This window comes from Candidatus Binatia bacterium, assembly GCA_035631035.1.
Taxonomy (GTDB): domain Bacteria; phylum Eisenbacteria; class RBG-16-71-46; order SZUA-252; family SZUA-252; genus DASQJL01.
On sequence record DASQJL010000072.1, the window covers coordinates 17,805 to 36,575 of the forward strand.

The window sequence follows — 18,771 nt, forward strand, 5'->3', positions numbered from 1 at the left end:
AGGCTAGGCCGCCCGTTCCGACCGGGCGCTCTCATCGAAGCCGATCTGCACCGGCGCGCCGACCGCGCGCTCCAGGTCGGTGCGCGTGCGGTCGTCGAGAAAGATCTCGCGCTCCTTCAGGCAATTCGGCGGAAGGAGCACGCGATCCACCGGGCCGTGACGGAGCAGCGCCGCTTCGATGTCGGCGCCGACCAGGAGCCCGCTGACGGTCACGGTGTCGCCGAAGTACTCGTTCGTGACCACGCAGAGCGAGGCGTCCACGCCCTGAGGCGGGCGCTCGTCGAGGAGACGGCGAAGGGTCGGCGCGGCGCTCGTCCCGGTCACGACGGCGACGCGTTCGCGCGTCCCGTTCCGGGGCCGGATCGCCTCGGCTCCCTTCGACCAGGCGTCGATCGTCTGGCGCAGCATCCCGATCCCGTTCTCGAGCTGCGGGAAGCCCTCGTAGGCGCGCGCGGGCGGCACCGCCTGTTCCGCCAGCACGTACATCTCGTCGGCGGCGAAGACGATCCGCGTCTTGTGGCGCTTCTGGAGCGAGGCCTGGAAGGCGTGCACCACCTCCAGCGCGCCGATCGCGTCCTCGCGCGTGAAGGTGCGCAGGTCGGGCAGGCGGCCGCGGTGCTTCGTGAGGCCGACCGGCACGACCGCGATCGTCTTGACGCGGGGGTGGCGGGCCGACAGCTCCTCGATCGACTGCGTGAGCACGGCCCCGTCGTTCATCCCCGGCACCACGACGAGCTGCGTGTGGAGATCGATCCCGCCTGCGGCGAGCCGGTCGATGTCGGCGAGGATCTTCCCCGACTTGGGATTCTTCATCATGCGGACGCGCACGGCGGGATCGGTGGCGTGCACCGACACGTAGAGGGGCGACAGGCGCTCGTCCAGGATGCGCTGGAACTCCGCCTCGCCCAGGTTCGTCAGCGTGATGAAATTCCCGTGCACGAACGAGAAGACGTAGTCGTCGTCCTTGATCAACAGCTCGCGCCGGACCCCCTTGGGGTGCTGGTACACGAAGCAGAAGACGCAGTTGTTGTGGCAGCGCTTGGGCTGGCGGGCCTCGAACTCGACCCCGAAAGGCACGCCGTACTCGCGGAGACCCTCCACCTCGCGCTCCGTGCCGTCCTCGGAGCGGAGCCGCAGGCGCAGATGCTCCTCGGAGATCTGCGACCCGAAATCGATCTCGTCGTGGAGAAGAACCCCGTTGATCTCGAGGATCCGCTCGCGCGGGAGGAGGCCCAGTCGCTCGCCGAGGCTTCCCGGCTCGACCTTGGCAATGGTGAAGGGATCGCTCAGACCGATCATAGGCGTGACTTCGCGTTCGTACCCATCGACGGTTTCGTGAGGTGGACGCCGGGCGGGCGAAGGAAACTGGAGCGGGCAACGGGATTTGAACCCGCGACCTTCAGCTTGGGAAGCTGACACTCTACCACTGAGTTATGCCCGCTCCCACAACTGTGACGACCGAAGATTACGGGGTTTCCTCCCCGGGGTCAAGGAGCATCTCCCGGCGGATCTGGAGCGCCACCCCGGGGAATTCCTCGGGCGATTCCAGGTCGAACCAGCGCACGCCGGCGGTGCGTCGAAACCAGGTCTCCTGCCGCTTCGCGAGCTGCCGCGTCCGCAGGGCGATCGTCTGGATCGCCTCCTCCAGCGTGGCCTTCCCGCGCAGGTGCTGCAGCAGCTCCCGGTAGCCCAGGGTATGGAGGCCCGGAGCGTCCGGCGGGAGGCCCGCGCGCTCGAGGACCCGCGCCTCGTCCAGGAACCCGTCCCGGAGCTGCTGGAGGATGCGGTCCTCGATCCGGCGCGCGAGCGCGGGGCGCGCCCAGCGGATGCCGAAGCGCCGGGCCGCCGTCGGCTGGTTCCGGCGCTCCCGGCGCAGGACGCTGATCGGCGTCCCGGTCAGTCGGTAGACCTCGAGCGCGCGGATCACCCGCACCGAGTCCCCGGGAAAGATCTTCGCGTGCGCCGCGGGATCAACGCGCAGGAGCTCGGCGCGGAGCGCCTCCAGCCCCTCCGCTTCCAGGCGCGCGGAGAGCTCCGCCCGGATCGCGTCGTTCCGCTCGGGCCCGGCGAAAAGCCCTTCGAGCAGTGCGCGAAGGTAGAGGCCCGATCCCCCGACGACGACGGCGGTTGCGCCACGGCTCTCGACCCCGGCCAGGGCGGCGCGCGCCTCCCGGGCGTAGCGTCCCGCGCTGTAGGTCTCGGCCGGGGAGAGAAAGGACGCCATGTGGTGGGGCGCCCGCGCGCGGTCGGCGGCGCTGGGCGCCGCCGTGCCGACTTCGAGTCCGCGGTAGATCTGGCGGGAATCGGCTCCGACGATCTCGGCGCCGATCGCATCCGCGAGGTGGAGGGCGATCTCGCTCTTCCCCCCGGCGGTCGGACCGAGGAGGACGACAGGGACGGCGGGCACGTCAGCGGCGGCCGAAGCGGCGGTCCAGCTCCTCCATCGAAACGCGGACGTACGTCGCGCGCCCGTGCGGGTCGCCGTGCGGCAGGTCGGTGGCGAAGAGGCGGTCGATCAGCGCGCGCCGCTCCTCGGGGCGGAGCGGCTGTCCCGAGCGGACCGCGGCGTGGCAGGCGAACGATTTCGCGACGCGCTCCTCGGGGGGCTCGTCGCCCGCGCCGTGCGCCTCCTCCCCCACGAGGAGCGAGCGGAGCGCCTCCACGGCCGCCTCCTCGGGCACCGAGGCCGGGACCGCGCGGATCGCGATCTGCTTTTCGCCGAAGAGCGACACCTCGTAGCCGAGGCGCCGGATCTGCACCTCCAGCAGAAGCAGGTGGTCCAGCTCGTCGGGGGTCACGTCGAGCACGCGCGGAAAGAGGAGGTGCTGGCTGTCGGCCTCTTCCCCACACAGGCGGGCGCGCGCCTGCTCGTAGAGGATCCGCTCGTGGGCCGCGTGCTGGTCCACGACGACCAGTCCGCCGCGGATCGGCGCGAGCAGGTAGCGGTCGTGGAGCTGCCAGATCGGAATCTCGGTCTCGAGGAGGTTCTCGCGAACCGCGGCCTGCCCGCCCTCCTCCACGCGCTCGGGGGCGAGTCGCGGCGCCGCGGCGTATTCCTCGATCACGGTCTGCGTCGCCGCCGGCGCCGAGCCCAGCGCCGTCGCGGTCTCGGCGCCCCCGGGACGCGGAAGGAGCGCGCCCTGCGCGCCCCAGTAGGCGGCGCCCTCGCCGGCCAGGGCGTCCGGGCCCGCGGAGCCGGGAACGCCGGCCCCCTGAACCTGCGTCCCCGCCGGTGGAGAGGGCTGCGCGGCGGCGGGCCGCGGCGCGCGCACCTCCGGGATGTCCAGCGACACCGGAACGTGGCGGCGCATCGTCGCGTCCACGGCGCGCTTCACGGCCTGGAAGACGCGTCCCTCGTCGCGGAAGCGCACCTCGCGCTTCGTGGGATGGACGTTCACGTCCACCTGCGTGGGGTCGATCTCGATCATGAGGACGGCCATCGGGTGGCGGTCGCCGGGGACGAGGTTTCCGTATCCCTGGCGCAGCGCCGTGCCCAGCGCGGGCGAGACCACGAGGCGGCCGTTCACGGTGAGGACCTGCTGCTCCCGTCCCGCGCGCGCCTGCTCCGGCGCGCCCAGCACGCCGCGGACGACGATCTCACCCGACTCGTCGCTGAACGCCGAGGCTCCCTCGGAGGCTCCGCGTCCGTAGAGGACCTGCCAGCGTTCGAGGAGATCCTCGGCCGCGGGCAGGTCCACGTCCTCGCGGCCGGCCGAGGTGAAGCGCCAGTGGATCGCGGGATAGGTCAGGATGTAGCCCCACGCCGCGCGCGCGACGGCCCGGATCTCCGACTCCCTCGACTTCAGGAAGCGGAGCCGCGCGGGCGTGTTGAAGAAGAGATCTTCGACGGTGACGGTGGTGCCGACCGCGCGGCCGACCCCCGAGACGCCGATCACCGTGCCGCCGATCACCTCGACCTGGGTCCCGGTCAGCTCGCCGGCGGAGCGGGTCGAGAGGGAGACGCGCGCCACCTCGGAGATCGACGCCAGCGCCTCGCCGCGAAAGCCGAGCGTGCGGATCGCCTCGAGGTCCTCCTCGGAGGAGAGCTTGCTGGTGGCATGGCGGCGGACCGAGAGCAGCGCGTCCTCGCGCGACATGCCGGCGCCGTCGTCCTGGACGCGGATCAGCTTGTCGGGGCTCGCGGCGACCTGGACCGCGACGAGGCGGCTCCCCGCGTCGATCGCGTTCTCGATCAGCTCCTTCGCGACGGCGGCGGGACGGTCGACGACTTCCCCGGCGCGGATCTTGGACGCGACCTCCGGAGGGAGAACCCGGATGGAGGTCATCAGGCGCGGCGGAGGATGGGAAGCTCTCGGGGAAAGCGGGAGAGGAAGCGCGCGCCCTCTGGGCCCACGACCACGTCCTCCTCCAGCGAGACGAGGCCGTGCCCCTCCAGCCAGAGACTCGGCTCGAGGGTGTAGACGTTGCCGAGGCGCACCGGCTCGAACGGCTCGTTCCCGTAGCGCTCCCAGCGGGGTCCCAGCACGCCGCCCCCGTCGTGCACCGCGCGGCCCAGATGGTGGCCGAGCGCGTGCGCGTACTCCGGGTAGCCGCTGCCGGTCAGGTGTCCCCGCGCGACCTGGTCCACTTCCCATCCGGCCGCGCCGGGGCGAAGCGACCGGGCGGACCGCTCGATCGCCTCGACCACCGCGGCGTAGCCGCGGCGGACCTCGGCCGGAGCGTCGGCGCCCCCCGCGGCCGCGACGTACCAGAGCCGCTGGAGGTCGGAGCAGTAGCCATCGAGCACGATTCCGAAGTCCATGTGGACGAGGCAGCCGGGGGTCACCTTCTCCTCGCCCGGGGCGACGTGCCCGACGGCCGCGTGCGGCCCCACCGTCACGGTCGGGCAGTGGCGGCGCGGCCACGCCGTGGGCGCTCCCAGCCGGTCGGCCTCGGCGTGCGCCAGGGCCGCGATCTCCCGCGCCGTCATCCCGATCGCGAGGGCATCCCGGACGCGGTCGAAGATCCCCTCGGTCTGCTGGATGGCGCGCTCGATCCGCTGCCGCTCCTCGTCCAGCTTCACCGAGCGGAGATGCGCGAGGAACTTCCCCGCCGGGGTGAGGCGCGCCGCGTGCGGCGTCGCCGAGAGGACGTTCCCGAGATAGTCGCGGAGGCCGGCGGTGAGCCCGTCGGCCAGCGCGTCGTCCTCGGAGACGTTGATCCCGATGCTCCGCGGCTTCGCGCCGTCCAGGATCTCGAGGAGCGCCGCCTTGGGCCCTTCCTTGTACGTCCGGACCTCGTCGAAGATGGCCGCCTTCTGCACGTCGGGCGCGTCGAACGTGGCGACGAGCGCCGTGGAGGTGCGCTCGGTCACCAGGAAGAAGGTCGTCCACGTGAACTCGACGTCGAGGAAGTAGCGGAGCATCGGATCGGGGCGCTCCTTCGACTCCCGCACGACGGTGAGCCAGGCGTCCAGGTCGTGCTCGGCGAGGAGCGACTGGGCCTGGGCGAGCTTCTGCGCGCCCAGCGAGGGGGCGCGCGTCGCGACGGTCGGTGGCATGCAGGGACAATAAGGTCTGCGGCGAGGAGCGGCAAGCGGGAGTGTTGCGGCTATTCGCCGCGGATCAGCGCGATCAACTCTCCGCCGGTGGCGATCTCGTCGGGGTAGGCGTACTGCCGCCCGAGGAGGCGGATCTCGCTCGGGGTCTCCATCTCGCGCACGCAATCGAGACGCGGGAGGAGGAGGTCCAGCCGCTTCAGGAGCGCGCCGGAATCCTTGTCGGTCTCGGGCGAGAGCACCGCGAAGCGCCCCTCGCCGACGCGGGCCACCGTGTCCACCTCGCGCACGTTCCGTCCCAGCGAGGCGCCGAATTCCCTGAGCAGCCGCTCCGCGAACGCAGGACCGTGCCGCTCGGCGATGAGCGGGAACTCGGCGATCGCGCAGAGCGTGAGCAGGAACCCCTCGTGGTAGCGCTCGGCGCGCTTCACCTCGTCCTGAATGCGCGCCTCCAGCCCCGATCCGGTGAGAAGGCCGGTCACGCGGTCCAGCGACTCGGGCTCCTGGCCGCCCAGTCCGCGCACGTGGTCCCACGCGATCGAGACGTAGAGCGCGAGCTTCCGGAGCGCGTCCATCTCGGGCTCGCCCAGGCCGCCGCCCCGGCCCGCGTGCGGAGGAAGCACGATCCCGAGCGAGCCCGCGATGAGGTCGGAGGTGCGCACGGGGACCGTCGCCGCGTCCCCCTGGTCGGCGTCGCCCATCGCGCCCATCCCGCCCAGGGAGTCGAGGTCGACGGGTGATGCCGGCGAAAGCTCCACCCCATCGGCCATCGACCTGGCGGCCAGCGCGGCTTCGCGCTCGCGCGCCGGCTCGCGCCCTTCCTCGGCGCCCTCGTAGGCGGTGCGCAGGACGACGTCGCCATTCCTGTCCAGAAGCCGCGCGACGGCGAGCCCGCTGGGGAACAGCGCGCGCAGCGCCGCGATCGTCTCCAGCGCCAGCCCCTCCATCTCGCGCGTGACCATGAGACGCGGCGCGATGTCGGCGAGCTGCGAGACCATCGTCCCGCGCCGGTCCGCGCCCGCGTCGGGCTTCCGATGCTCGAGGAGCGAGACGAGATAGGCGGCGACGCGGTCGAGCACGTGCGCGAGCGCCTCCGGGTCGTAATCCCCGGCGCCCGCGAACTCGGCCGCGAGCACGCCGTGCACGTCCCGGCCCCGGAGCGGCGTGACCAGGAGCACGGCGGGGCGCGTCATCCCCTCTTCGCCCGGGCGGACGATCTCACCCGTGAGGCAGGCGCTCTCGCCTTCGCGGTGGGCGCGTCCGACGAGACCGGCCGCGTGGACCGGCAGCATGCCCGTCTCCCCCGCGCCCGACCCCGACGCCAGCACCGCGAACTCCCGCGCGCCCGCCTCGGCGGCGTACACCGTGACCGATTGCGCGCCCAGCCGCATCGCGAGGCGGGTGGCGGCCGCGCGGAGCCGTTCGGCGCGCGGCCCGTTCTCCGCCTTGAAGACCCGGTCCAGTCCCTGGCGCGCGCGGAACTCCAGCGCCTCGAGGTCGCTGCGCGAGCGGCGCACCACGCGGTCGAGGATGGCGGAGATCTGGGCGCCGATCTCGACCAGCCGGTCGAGGTCCTCGTCCTTGAATCGCTTTCCCTGGCGGTTGCTGGAGACGTTGAGGACGCCGATCACGCGGTCGTCCAGCTGGATCGGCGCGGACATGGCCGACGCGATGCGCGGACGCTCCCGGTCCTTGTAGCGCGGATCCAGCACCCGCTCGTTCACGATGAGCGGCTTTCCGCTCTGCGCGACCGTTCCGGCGATCCCCTCTCCGATCTTCTGCCGCACGGTCCGCACCGTGTCGTGCGAGAGCCCGTCGGCGAACGCGATGCGGAGCTCCCCTTCGTCCTCGTCCACCAGCATGAGCGAGCCGGCGTCGGCGCCCGTCTCGGCGATCGAGAGGGCGAGCACCTCGCGGAAGAGCCGCTGCCGGTCGTCGGAGAGGGCGAGCGCGTCGCGGATCTCCGTGAGCCGGTTCCCCGCCCCCGCGGCCACCTCGAATTCGCGCTCCCATTCGTCGATCGGCGCGGGCTGCGGATCCGCGGGACGCTCGGCCGGTCCGTCGTTCAGGATCGCCAGCAGGTCGGGCAGCGGCAGGAAGATGTTCGGGGAGATCCCGGCGCGCAGGAGCGCGGAAGCGCCCGGGGACTCCAGGGACGGCAGGGCCACGCGATCGGGCTTCAGCGCGAGGAGATCGAGCGGCTCGGTGGAGCGCGGGATCTGGAGCACCTCCGCGATGCGCAGCGAGAGGGCCTCGGGATCGGCGCTCGCGACGAGGACCAGCTCCACCCCGTCCGCACCCCTCGCGGTCGAAATGAGGTCCACCCGGTCGTCGGGCAGGTCCAGGAAAGCGAGTCTCATTGGATTTGGTTGTGCCGGCCCCGTTTGGTAGGCGGAATGGTCCGAGGCCGAGAACGCAAAGAGTGTACCACCCCGGAAACCGCACGGGGGCGCGCCGGAAGCGCGAGCGCGGGTTGCATCGTGCGCGGCGACGTGCGCTTTGCACGACGGCCCGGAGGGGCTACTTCGCTACGGTTAGCACCTTCGCGATCGCCACGTTGCGGTCCTGGTCGGACGCGCGGACCGTGACGGTGTGTTCCCCGGGGGGAAGGCTCGGGACGGGGATCCGGAAGTTCTCGGTGCGCTGGTCGTACAGGCCGTCCTCCGGAAAGATCTGGACCCAGTCGCCGCCGTCGACCGAATACTCGATCACCGCGATCCGCGAGTCGGCGTCCACGGCCGTGCCGCTCACCACGACGCCGCGGCCGCCGAGCCCGCCGCCCGAGGAGGTCTTCATCCCCTCGATGCGCGGCGGGACGTTGTCGATCGTGACGGCCGGGCCGGTCCGCTCCGAGGAGAGCGCCACGTCCGGCGGGTTGTCCACCCTGTCCGAGGCGATCACCTTGATGCGGTAGGTCCCGTTCGCGTAGGACTCGGCGTCCCACGAGACGATGCGATCCTTCTTGTCGGTCGCCAGGTTCCGCCACTCCTTCTCGTCGTCGCTCCGGATCAGCACGTCGTACGTGAGGTCGTCGCCGTTGGGATCGGCGGCGTCCCAGGTCACGGTGCGCACGCCGCGCGCCCAGGCCGCGCTCGCGTCGGAGACCGCGCGGGGGCCGGTCTTCGGCAGCGAGTACTCCACCTTCAATCCGTTCGGGAAGGTCTGCGAGATCTGCGGGGGCCGGTACTCCGGGCCCCCCTCCATGAACGGCTGGTCGGGTCCGAACACCTGGATGTTCCCGATCTCCGGCGGCAGGTTGCGCTGCCGGTAGGAGACCTCGGCCATCGAGAGGAACGGAAGATCGCTCCCCGTCTTCTTGAGACGCAGGCGGAACTGGAGGAAGCGCGCGGGAGGGCTCTTGATCTCGGCCCCTCCGGGACCGATCGGGGTCTCGGGGCTCCAGTCGCTCCAGCCCTCGTCGGGCGTCTGGCTGAGGCCGCTGCGCGAGGACCACGTCGCCTCGCCGTCGCGAAGGGAGACGAGCGCGCGTCCCCAGGACGCCACCGAGCGGAGGTCGTGCGCGTCGGAGAGATAGGTCCCCTGCGCCGCGGGGCCGGAGCCCAGGGCGTAGAGGATGGCCGGGTTCCCCGTGGCGGCGAAGGTCTCGCCGCCGGAGCGGATCAGGGCGAGCACCTGCTTTTCGTCCGGGGCGCCGAGCAGCGCGTACTTGCGATTGGTCGAGACGCGGAAGAGCGCGCCCGGGTCGCCCGTCGACACCCACACCGACTGGTCGTCGGCGGGAATCATGGAGTAGATGTAATCGGCCGTGGGCGCGTAGAGCAGCCGCGCGCTCCCGTCGGGCTGCACCAGGTAAACGCCGCTCCGCCCGCCGCTCGTGGGCGTGACGTCGACGGCGTAGGGACTGGCGCCGCCTCCCCCCGCCGAGCGCGAGGACGCCTGCCCCTTGCTCGCGCCGACCGCGACGGAGCCGTCGGGAAGCACCGCGATGGCCCGGATCTCGTCGGCGTCGGCGTCGTAGATCACGCGCTGGCGCCCGGCGCCCTCGACCTTCACGAGGAGCCCCTTCGCCCCTGTGCCCGCGAGGAGCGCGCCGTCCTTGGCCCAGGCGAGGGCGAGCACGTTCACGTCCTTGGTCTCCGCGTAGACGGAGCCCTTTCCCGGCCCCGTCACCTGGAAGATCTTCCCGCGGGGGCCGGTGCCGGCGTAGAGGGCGCCGTCCTTGCCGACCAGGAGCGACCAGATCGATTCCTCGCCCGTCTTGAAGTAGCGCGTCGTGTCGCCGCGCGCCGTGATCCGGAAGATCTCGCCCCCGGGCGCCGACGCGGCGTACACGTCGTCCCTGGCGTCCACGGCCATCGCGGTGATCTCGCTGGCGCCCGTCCTCCAGAGAAGCTTCGCTCCCTCGCCGCGCGTCCAGCGGTAGATGGCGCCGTTGTCGCCCGTGCCGAAATAGACCCGTCCCTTCGCGTCGCGCGCGAGGCTCCAGATGTAGGCCACGTCGGGAAGGCGCGTCACGACCGAATCCCATCCCGGTCCGAGGCTCAAGTAGCCGTCGCTCTCGATCGAGACGCCCACGACCTGCTCTCCCTGGAGGAAGTCTCCGGCGCTGTCCAGCCGCCAGAAGGAGGTGCTCACGGCGAGCGCGCCGGGGGCGTGGCAGGCGAGAAGAAGGACCGCGGCACTCCATGCCGCGACGAGCGCGGAGGGTCGAAGGGGCGTCAGAATGGCTCTCCTTTCGCGGCGGGACGGGCGCGGCGTCATCGGGAGGCGTCTCGAGGCGCGATCATCGGTTTCCGGGAATGACGGTGACGGTGGCGCTCTCGCATCCGCGCACGACGTGCCCCAGCGGGATCGCGGCCTCGGACACGGTCGCGCCCTTGGTGGCGGCCGACTCGCCCGACTTGGGCGATGAGCCGAGCACGTTGAGCACGGAGCCGGGCGCCTGGGACATCTCACGGCCGCCCACGACGGCGCCGCCCGCGGCGCGATAGAGCTGCACGTAGATCCGGTCGGACGGACGGTCCGATTCGATCAGATCGGCGAGCTGGTCGAACGTCTCGGGCTGATATCGCTCCGGCGCCCGCTGCATCTCCCACTTCTCGGTCTCGGTCGCGTCGCAGACGCGCACCGTGAGATCGCCCGCCGGCGTCGAGGGCGGGACGCGGACCCGCACGCGGCGGGTCTCGACCAGGCGGTTCGAGCGGCGGAGCGTGAGGTCCACGTCGAGCGAATCGCCCGCGATGACGGCGGCGGGCGCGACGCGGATCCCGAGCAGCGCAGCCTCGTCGATCCCCTCCTCCACGCGCACGCTGACGCGCGCCGAGTCGAGCCGCGAGGGGCGGAACCGGTCTCCGAGGAGAAGCGTGAGCGACTGCCCCACGGTCTCTCCCACCCCCGAGACGGGTGCCGTGCTGATGAAGGTGTCTTCCTTGTGGATCGTGCGCGCGCCGCCGTTCATGTAGAGCGCGAAGTCGTACCGCAGCGTGGCCACGCCGGCGTCGTAGAGCGCTTCGGAGATCGAGTTCACGACGGTCGCGCTTACGAGCGCGGGCGTGAGATAGCGGCTCCGCGCCACCTCCATGCGGTAGGAGCGGGAACGCCCGCCGGTCCCGGTGATCGCGACGGAGACCGGAATCATCGACGGCGACGGGCCCAGGGTCCCCGCGATCCCCGTGCTCCGGTCGGCGAAGATGGTGCCGCAGGTCACCGTGGGCGAGCCGATCTTGTTCGAGATCTCCTGGCTGGACATGATCGTGTGGATCCTGGCCGCCGTCATCGGCAGCTCCATCCAGCCCATCGCGAGGAAGGGATGCCCGAAGGCGAGCACGCGGTCGCCGTCGCGGTAGGTGACGGTGCCGATCGCCGCCGCCGACCAGTCGCCCCGCACCAGCTGAACCCCCACGGCCGAGCCGGGGCGGAGCGAGTCGCAGGAGCCCCCGGGGGCGTTGGCCCCGCCGGGGCTTGCGACGAAGCCGCGCTCGGAGAGCCAGGGCTGGAGGTAGCGGATCGCTTCGCTGGTGAAGCCGGCGAGCGCGAGCGGCGTGGCGATCGGCCTCGCGCCGCCGACGTCGCCCGACGGCTCCTTGGGCGCCCCGAGGGATCCGAAGGCGTCCTCGGGGTTCGACGGCCGGGCGCCGGGGGCCGGGAGGAGGCTCAGCATCTGGTCGATCGGCGTGATCCCCGCCATCGGCTCCTTCAGGAAGGCCCAGGTGTAGGAGACCGCGCCGATCAGCTTTCCCCCGACGTAGACCGGGCTTCCGCTCATCCCCGCGATGACGCCGGTCCGGTCCACGACCGGGCCCGACGCTTTCGCCATGATGAGGTCGAAGCCGGGGCGATAGCTCTTCAGCACCCCCACGATGGTGACCGAGAAGGTGTCGATCTGGGTGCCGGAGAAGACGCTGTAGCCGGTGCCGACCATCCCCTCGCGGATCTCGGAGACGGGGAGCCTGGCCGAGGGCGGGATGAGCGGCGGCGGGGCCGCCCAGGCGGCGCCGGGCAGCGTTCCCCCCGCGAGGACCCCAGCGATTCCGGAGGCGAGGAGGAGAGCCGGTAGGACGCGCCCGAGCGCGCGACGAATGGTCATTAGTAGTGGGAACAATACGGACTGGAGGAAGGTTCCGTCAACGAGTCCCGCCCGATCCCCGCGCCCGGTCACGCAGCGAGGCCAGGCGCTGGAGCGCATCCAGCGGCGTGAGCCGCTCCACCGGGGCGTCGGCCAGCTCGACGAGGAGCGCCGCCCGCTCGTCCGCCCCCACGCCCCGCCCCGGGCCGCCCCCCGCGTCCCCCCGCGCGCCGTTCTGGCCGGCGGCGTGCTCCCGCTCCAGGCGCGCCAGGATCTCCTCGGCGCGGGCGAGCACCTCCCCCGGCACGCCGGCGAGCTGGGCGACGTGGATCCCGTAGGAGCGGTCGGCGCGCCCCGGCGCGATCACGTGCAGGAAAACGATCCTCCCCCCGGTCTCCGAGACCCGCACGTTCCGGTTCTTGAGGCGCGGCAGAGTCGCCTCGAGATCGGTCAGCTCGTGGTAGTGGGTGGCGAAGAGGGTTCGCGGGCGCGCGCGCGGGCCCTCGTGCAGGGCCTCGGTCACCGCCCACGCGAGGGAGAGCCCGTCGTAGGTGCTGGTCCCCCGCCCCACCTCGTCCAGGAGCACCAGGCTCTGGTCGGTGGCCTGGCGCAGGATGGCCGCGGTCTCCTCCATCTCGACGAAGAAGGTCGAGGCGCCGCGCGCGATCTGGTCCGAGGCGCCGACGCGCGTGAAGATCCGGTCGGCGAGCCCGATCTCGGCCGACGCCGCCGGGACGTAGGAGCCGACCTGCGCGAGATAGACCGCGAGCCCCACCTGGCGCAGGAAGGTGGACTTGCCCCCCATGTTGGGGCCGGTGATCAGCCAGATCTGCTCCCGCTCCCCGTCGAGCGCGCAGTCGTTCGGAACGAAGGCGCCGCCGTCCAGCGCGCGCTCCACCATCGGATGCCGCGACTGCTTCAGCACGAGCTTCCGGCTCTCGGTCAGGACCGGGCGCGTCCAGCGCTCGCGTGCGGCGGTCTCGCCGAGCGCGCGGTACAGGTCGAGCTCGGCCACCACGCGCGCGGCGTCGTGCAGGGCGCCGATCGACTCCAGGCACCGCTCGCGCAGGCGGTGGAAGTGCGCCGCCTCGGAGCGGCGGCTCTCCACGTTGGCCGCCTCGATCCGCTCCTCCATCCGCTTCAGCTCGGGCGTGACGTAGCGCTCGGCGCCGGCCAGCGTCTGCTTTCGAATGTAGTCCTCGGGCGCGCGGGCGAGCTGCGAGCGGGTGATCTCGATGTAGTAGCCGAAGACACGGTTGTAGCCCACCTTGAGATTGGAGATCCCCGACCGCGCGCGCTCCCGCGCCTCGAGCGCGAGCACCTGCTCGCGGCCGTCGCCCGCGTCGCTCCGCATGGCGTCCAGGTCGGGATCGAACCCCGGACGGATGATCCCCCCCTGGGTCGCGGTGAGCGGGAGCTCCTCCATCAGCGCTTCCTCGAGCAGCGCCGCGAGCCCCGAGAGGTCGGGAAGCGCCTCGCGCCAGGCGCCGATCGCCGCCCCCGTCCGCGCCTCCAGCGTAAGGCGCACGGCGGGCAGGCGCCGGAGCGCGTCGCGCACGGCGCCCAGGTCGCGGGGCGCCGCGCGTCCGGAGCCCAGGAGTCCGAGCGTGCGCTCGAGATCGGGGAAGCGGTGGAGCCGCTCGGCCAGCTCGGCCCGGAGCGGCGCCGACTCGGCGAAGCAGGCCGTGCGGTCGAGGCGCGACGTGACCACCGCGCGCTCGCGCGCCGGCTTCCTGAGGAGCGCCCGGAGCGCCCGCGCTCCCATCGAGGTCTCGGTGCGGTCGAGCAGGTGGAGCAGCGCGTGCTCCTTCCCCGCCGGCGACTCGAAGACCTCGAGATTCCGAAGCGTCACCTCGTCGACGACGAGCGGCTCTCCCTCGCGGAGCGGGCGGATCTCCCGGATCTGCGGCAGGTCCGATTTCGCGAGCGAGCGCAGGTAGTCGAGCAGCGCGCCGGCCGCGCCCAGCCCCTCGCGTCCCGCGTCCAGCCCGAACGCGTCGAGGCGGGCCACCGAGAAGTGCCGGAGCAGCGCCTGGCGTCCCGCCTCGGGATCGAACCGCGCCGGCTCGCGGCGCGTGATCGGCACCTTGCCGTAGGGCGAGCCCTCGCCGTCGCCGCACGCCGGGTCGCGCCCGCCGCGACCGGATAGCGGCAGCAGCACCTCGCGCGCGGGAAACGCGAGCGGGAGCGCGGCGAGTCCCTCGGCGTCCACCGTCCCCGCGCGAAATTCCCCCGTCGAGACCTCGGCCACGGCGACCCCGATGCGCGCCTCGCCGGGGGCGAGCGCCACGATGTAGTGGCTCTCGGTCGCCTCCAGAAGCCCGAGCCGCGTGACCGTGCCCGGCGTGAGCACCTCCACCACCTGGCGGTCGACCAGCCCCTTCGCCTCCTCGGCGCTCTCCATCTGCTCGGCGATCGCGACCGAGTAGCCGTGCTCGACCAGCTTCTTGAGGTACCCCTCGACCGAATGGTGCGGCACGCCCGCGAGCGGAAGCGGGTCGCGCTTCTTGTCGCGGGAAGTCAGCGCGATGCCGAGCACGCGCGAGGCGACGAGCGCGTCCTCGCCGAAGGTCTCGTAGAAGTCGCCCATGCGGAAGAGGAGGATGCTCCCCGGATGCTCCGCCTTGAGCCTCCGGTACTGCTCGAGCATCGGGGTCGTCTCCCCGCGGGCGGCGACGCTCTCCGCCGCGCCGTTCGCTTCCGTGCGGACCGGGGTGGTCTCCACGCTAGTGGGGCACGACCTGGTAGGAAAGCCCTCGCTCGCGCCGGAGCCGCTCGCCCAGCGCGCGCGCCTCGTCGCGCGTGGCGAAGGAGCCCGCGCGCACGCGGAAGAGGGGCGGCGTCTCGGTCCCCTGTCGTACCGACACGTCGTCGTTCCCCGCCTGGCGCAGCTCGCCCGCCAGCGCGTCGGCCAGCCCCTTCTTCGTGAACGCGCCGATCTGGATGGCGTATCCGCCGCCGATCGGCAGGAGGGGCGTCACCGTGTCGCCGGGGCGGATGCCGCGGTCGCGGACCCGCGCCGCCTCGTAGGAGAGCGGGAAGCGCTGCGCCACCTGGCGGAACACGCTCGCCGCGTCGGCCGGACGCCCCACCGCTTCGAGCGCGATGCCCATGGCGTAGAGCGCCTGCGGCGCGTACTCCCCCTGGGGATGGCGCTCGAGAAGCGTCCGGAGCGCGGCCATCGCCGCCGAGGGCTTGCTGGCGCGCAGCGCGGCCTGGGCCGTGGCGTAGTCGTAGGACTCCTCCTCGGGCGAGCCCCGGAGATCGGACTCGGCGGAGGCCAGGAACTGGAGCGCTCCCGCGGCGTCCCCGCGGCCGAGCTGCGCCAGCCCGCGCGTCACGAGGGCCTGCCGTCCCGTCGCGCTCCGCTCCACGCCGGGGGTGAAGATGGCGAGCAGGTTCTCCGCCTGCGCGTAGTCGCCGCTCACGTAGCGGAGACGGGCCTGGGCCAGCGTCGCCTCGCGCCGGAAGGCGCCCTTCGGGTAGCGGGTCAGGTACTCCGAGAGCGCCTGGTCGTAGGCGTTGCCGTCCTCGAGCAGGAGCGCGCGCAGGTACGCCGCGGCGTCGGCCTTGTCGGGCGCCAGGCCGTTCTCGGGAATCCGGATCAGGATGGCGCGCGCCTCCTCGGGGCGGCCCCGGTCGAAGGCCTCGCGCGCCGAGGCGAGGAGCGCCGCGTTCGCTTCCGGCGCGGAGGGCTTCTTCGCCTCCTTCCGGGGCGCCGCCGCGACCAGCGTGGCCGCGCCGGCGACGAGCAGCGCGAGCGCGGCGGCGCGGAAGCGGCCGAGCCTCACGCGCGCTCCATCCAGGCGAGACAGGAGGGGCAGCGCGACCAGTATTCCTCGGCGCGCTCCCCGCACTTGGGGCAGGTGAGCGGCGCCGAGCCGCCCAGCTCGCGCAGCAGCGAGTCCACCTCGTTCAACGCCCGCGCGGGATCGCCCAGGCGGCGGTGGATCTCGATCACGAGCAGCCGCGCCTCGAGCGAATGGGGATCCACGGTCAGGGCCTCGCGCGCCGCGTGCGTCGCCTCGGAGAGATCGCCGCGCTTCATGTGCATGCGCGCCAGCGCGAGCAGGATCCGCGCGTCGCGCGGGTTCTTCTGCAGCATCTGCTCGTAGAGGGGCGCCAGGTCGCCGAAGCGGCCCCGCTCGAAATAGGAGACCTCGAGCCGCTCGAGCACCAGGTGCGAGTGCTCGGGGTGCGCGGCCGCGAGTCCCTCCCAGAGCGCCATGGCCCGGTCGGGATGGTTCGTCTCATAGTAGATGTCCCCCATCCGGAGCAGCGCCACGGGGAGATCGCGCTCCATCTTGAGCGCCGCCTTGAAGTGCCGCGCCGCCTCCTCCAGCTGCTCGTTCCGGAGATAGACCTCGCCGATCGCGGCCCGGTAACGGGCGAGCGCCGCGGTCTCCTTCTCGCCGCGCGCTTTCGCCATCTCGACCCGCACGTCGTAGGCATGGTCCCATTCGCCGCCCGCCTCGTAGGCCTGGAGCAGGAGCGGGAGGCCGCTGCCGTTCTTCCGTTCCCGCTCGCGCAGCGCCGAGGCCTCCGCGATCGCCTCCTGGGGCCGTCCCACGGCGATCCAGTCGAGCACCAGGGCCTCGCGAATCGCCTTGTCCTGGGAGGGGGTGCGCGCCGCGCGCGCGGTGAGCTTCCGGTGCAGATCGAGGGCGCGCGCGGCCTCGCCGCGCTCGCGAAGGAGATTGCCGAGATGGATGTAGGCGTCGATGTTCCCGCTGTCTTCCTGGACGGTATCGGCGAAGGCCTCGAGCGCGGCGTCCTTGTCCCCCGCGAGCAGCGCGTGCACGCCGCGCTGGTAGGGCGTCTCCGGACGGGGCGGGCCGGTGTTCGCGTCGCGCGAGAAGAGCCACGCCGCATACCCCACCGCCGCCAGCGCCCCCACCACCGCCACCCAGGTGAACAGCGGCGCCATCAGCGCCCCCCGCCCCCCTCCGTCATCAGCGTCCCCCGCCGGCCTTGGACCCGAGCGCCAGCCCCTCGAGCGGAAGGTTACGGAGCTCCGCCAGCTCCCGTTCCAGCTCCTGCTTCTGCCGCTCGATCGCCGCGACCTCGGAGCGGGCCTTCAACACCTGAAAGAGCACCAGCAGGAACGCGAGGAACATTCCCGTGGCGAACGCGGCGAACACCGCGACATTGACCGGAATGGAGCGGTAGACGTGCCCGGGCAGGTTGATCGCCGTCACGCTCTCGCGCATGTTCAGGATCGCGAAGCCCACGACGAGGATCATGACGGCGAGCCAAAGGACGTTCCGGAGAAACCACATGGCACGGCCTCCTTGGGGGGAGATGGGCGCGGGCGAACGCCGCACCGATCCGCGCCAGAATAGAGGTGTACCGCGCCCGGGTCAACCGGGGGCGGAACCCAGGAGCGCCCCGTCTCGAAGCGCGTCCACGCGCACGGGAACGATGCCTCCCGCCGGAGGCCGCTGCTCGAGCCGGACCGGCGCGTAGACGTCGGTCATCGCGACGCAGGGCTCGACCGACGGGCGCGCCCCCTCGACGATGGCGGGGCGAAGCGAGCCGATGAGGCTTCGATGAAAGGCGTCGCGCTTGGCGTCGGCCAGAACCCGGAGCCGCTCCGACCGCTCGCGCGCCACCGCGAGGGGCGCCGCGTCGTTGTGGAGCGCCGCCCGCGTGCCGGGACGCGGCGAGTAGCGGAAGACGTGCAGGTGCGTGACCGGGAGCGCCTCGACGAAACGGTACGTCTCCTCGAACTCCGCCTCCCCTTCTCCGGGATGTCCCACGATCACGTCGGCCCCGATCGCCGCGGGGCCGCCGCCGGCGAGCCGCTCCACCAGCCTGGCGTACGCCGAGGGATCGTAGGGGCGGCGCATCGCGCCGAGCACCGCGGGCGAGCCGCTCTGGAGCGGCAGGTGGAAATGGCGGCAGAGGCGCGGCTCCGATTCCGCCAGCGCGAGCAGCGACGGGTCCACCTTGTTCGGCTCGATGGAGGAGATCCGCACCCGGTGCGAGGCGCCGAGGTCGAGGATCGCTTCGATCAGGGCGGCGAGGAGCCCGCGGCGGCCCAGATCGCGCCCGTAGGCGCCCAGATCGGCTCCCGTGAGGACGATCTCGTGAAATCCCGACTCGAGAAGACGCCGCGCCCGGTCCGTCGCCTCGGCGAGAGGCAGGCTCCGGCTCCTCCCGCGCACGTACGGAACCACGCAGTAGGAGCAGAAGGCGTCGCAGCCGTCCTGCACCTTGAGCAGCGCGCGCGTCCGTCCGAATGCGATCGGGACGGGGGCCGGGACGGCAGCCGAAGCGGCCGGCCGCTTCGCGCGCGCCGGCGCCGCGGCGATCACCGGCCCGCGGGGCGGCGCCGCCGGCGCGTTCGGATCAGCAGGCGCGCCCGCGCGCGGCGCGCCGAGCCGCTCGGCGATCGTGTCGCGCTCCGCCGTGCCGAGCACGTCCGACACGCCCGGGATCGCGGCCACTTCGCGGGGCGCGCGCTGCGCGTAGCACCCCGTCACGACGACGCGGGCCCCGGGGTGCTCGCGCGCAAGGCGCCGGATCGCCTGACGCGCCTCCTGGTCGGCGCGCGCGGTCACGGTGCAGGTGTTCACCACCACCACGTCCGCCGCTTCCCCCTCGCGCGCCTCGGCCCATCCGGCGTCTCCGAGTGAGGCGCGCATGGCCGCGGTGTCGTGCTGGTTCAGGCGGCAGCCCAGCGTGAAATAGAAAACCCGGGGCGCCTTCGCGGTCGCCCCGGGTCGTTGGAAATACGGCATGAACG

At 72.6% G+C, this 18,771-nt stretch carries 12 protein-coding genes and 1 tRNA gene; all 13 read right to left on the reverse strand.

Annotated features, from left to right (window positions below):
* Positions 1-3: 3 nt before the first annotated feature.
* Positions 4-1,299 (reverse strand): DUF512 domain-containing protein, encoded by a 1,296-nt coding sequence (locus tag VE326_07615; protein HYJ33071.1) that lies wholly within the window; start codon positions 1,297-1,299, stop codon positions 4-6.
* A 67-nt stretch (positions 1,300-1,366) separates the two neighbouring features.
* Positions 1,367-1,441 (reverse strand) — tRNA-Gly (locus VE326_07620).
* 24 nt (positions 1,442-1,465) lie between these two features.
* On the reverse strand, positions 1,466-2,407 hold the full coding sequence (gene miaA, locus VE326_07625) for a tRNA (adenosine(37)-N6)-dimethylallyltransferase MiaA (protein HYJ33072.1): 942 nt from the start codon (positions 2,405-2,407) through the stop codon (positions 1,466-1,468).
* 1 nt (position 2,408) lies between these two features.
* Entirely contained in the window at positions 2,409-4,286 is a 1,878-nt protein-coding gene (gene mutL / locus VE326_07630) for a DNA mismatch repair endonuclease MutL (protein HYJ33073.1), read from the reverse strand.
* Positions 4,286-5,500 (reverse strand): Xaa-Pro peptidase family protein, encoded by a 1,215-nt coding sequence (locus VE326_07635; protein HYJ33074.1) that lies wholly within the window; start codon positions 5,498-5,500, stop codon positions 4,286-4,288. Before VE326_07635 ends, mutL begins: the two co-directional genes overlap by 1 nt.
* 50 nt (positions 5,501-5,550) lie before the next feature.
* A complete protein-coding gene (locus VE326_07640; protein HYJ33075.1) occupies positions 5,551-7,857 on the reverse strand; it encodes a GAF domain-containing protein in 2,307 nt (768 codons plus the stop codon).
* Positions 7,858-8,017: 160 nt separating this feature from the next.
* On the reverse strand, positions 8,018-10,219 hold the full coding sequence (locus tag VE326_07645) for a hypothetical protein (GenBank protein ID HYJ33076.1): 2,202 nt from the start codon (positions 10,217-10,219) through the stop codon (positions 8,018-8,020).
* Positions 10,220-10,241: 22 nt separating this feature from the next.
* Positions 10,242-12,044: a SpoIVB peptidase S55 domain-containing protein gene (locus VE326_07650; protein ID HYJ33077.1), complete on the reverse strand. Its 1,803-nt coding sequence runs from the start codon at positions 12,042-12,044 to the stop codon at positions 10,242-10,244.
* Between the two features lie 37 nt (positions 12,045-12,081).
* Complete coding sequence (gene mutS, locus VE326_07655) at positions 12,082-14,748, reverse strand: DNA mismatch repair protein MutS (protein ID HYJ33078.1); 2,667 nt, start codon at positions 14,746-14,748, stop codon at positions 12,082-12,084.
* 1 nt (position 14,749) lies between these two features.
* Positions 14,750-15,814 carry an SPOR domain-containing protein gene (locus VE326_07660; GenBank protein HYJ33079.1) on the reverse strand — a complete coding sequence of 355 codons (1,065 nt, stop codon included), beginning with the start codon at positions 15,812-15,814 and terminating at the stop codon, positions 14,750-14,752.
* On the reverse strand, positions 15,811-16,950 hold the full coding sequence (locus tag VE326_07665) for a tetratricopeptide repeat protein (protein ID HYJ33080.1): 1,140 nt from the start codon (positions 16,948-16,950) through the stop codon (positions 15,811-15,813). The genes VE326_07660 and VE326_07665 overlap by 4 nt, the downstream gene beginning before the upstream one ends.
* A gap of 25 nt (positions 16,951-16,975) precedes the next feature.
* Positions 16,976-17,302: a LapA family protein gene (locus VE326_07670; protein ID HYJ33081.1), complete on the reverse strand. Its 327-nt coding sequence runs from the start codon at positions 17,300-17,302 to the stop codon at positions 16,976-16,978.
* 81 nt (positions 17,303-17,383) lie between these two features.
* Positions 17,384-18,766 (reverse strand): tRNA (N(6)-L-threonylcarbamoyladenosine(37)-C(2))-methylthiotransferase MtaB, encoded by a 1,383-nt coding sequence (mtaB, locus tag VE326_07675; protein ID HYJ33082.1) that lies wholly within the window; start codon positions 18,764-18,766, stop codon positions 17,384-17,386.
* Positions 18,767-18,771 lie beyond the last annotated feature (5 nt).

Bases quoted from the DNA above. Each gene is read 5' to 3' on its own strand.
- VE326_07615 (HYJ33071.1), bottom strand. From the start codon at position 1,299: ATGATCGGTCTGAGCGATCCCTTCACCATTGCCAAGGTCGAGCCGGGA.
- mutL (HYJ33073.1), bottom strand. From the start codon at position 4,286: ATGACCTCCATCCGGGTTCTCCCTCCGGAGGTCGCGTCCAAGATCCGC.
- VE326_07635 (HYJ33074.1), bottom strand. From the start codon at position 5,500: ATGCCACCGACCGTCGCGACGCGCGCCCCCTCGCTGGGCGCGCAGAAG.
- VE326_07640 (HYJ33075.1), bottom strand. From the start codon at position 7,857: ATGAGACTCGCTTTCCTGGACCTGCCCGACGACCGGGTGGACCTCATT.
- VE326_07645 (HYJ33076.1), bottom strand. From the start codon at position 10,219: ATGACGCCGCGCCCGTCCCGCCGCGAAAGGAGAGCCATTCTGACGCCC.
- VE326_07650 (HYJ33077.1), bottom strand. From the start codon at position 12,044: ATGACCATTCGTCGCGCGCTCGGGCGCGTCCTACCGGCTCTCCTCCTC.
- VE326_07665 (HYJ33080.1), bottom strand. From the start codon at position 16,950: ATGGCGCCGCTGTTCACCTGGGTGGCGGTGGTGGGGGCGCTGGCGGCG.
- VE326_07670 (HYJ33081.1), bottom strand. From the start codon at position 17,302: ATGTGGTTTCTCCGGAACGTCCTTTGGCTCGCCGTCATGATCCTCGTC.
- mtaB (HYJ33082.1), bottom strand. From the start codon at position 18,766: ATGCCGTATTTCCAACGACCCGGGGCGACCGCGAAGGCGCCCCGGGTT.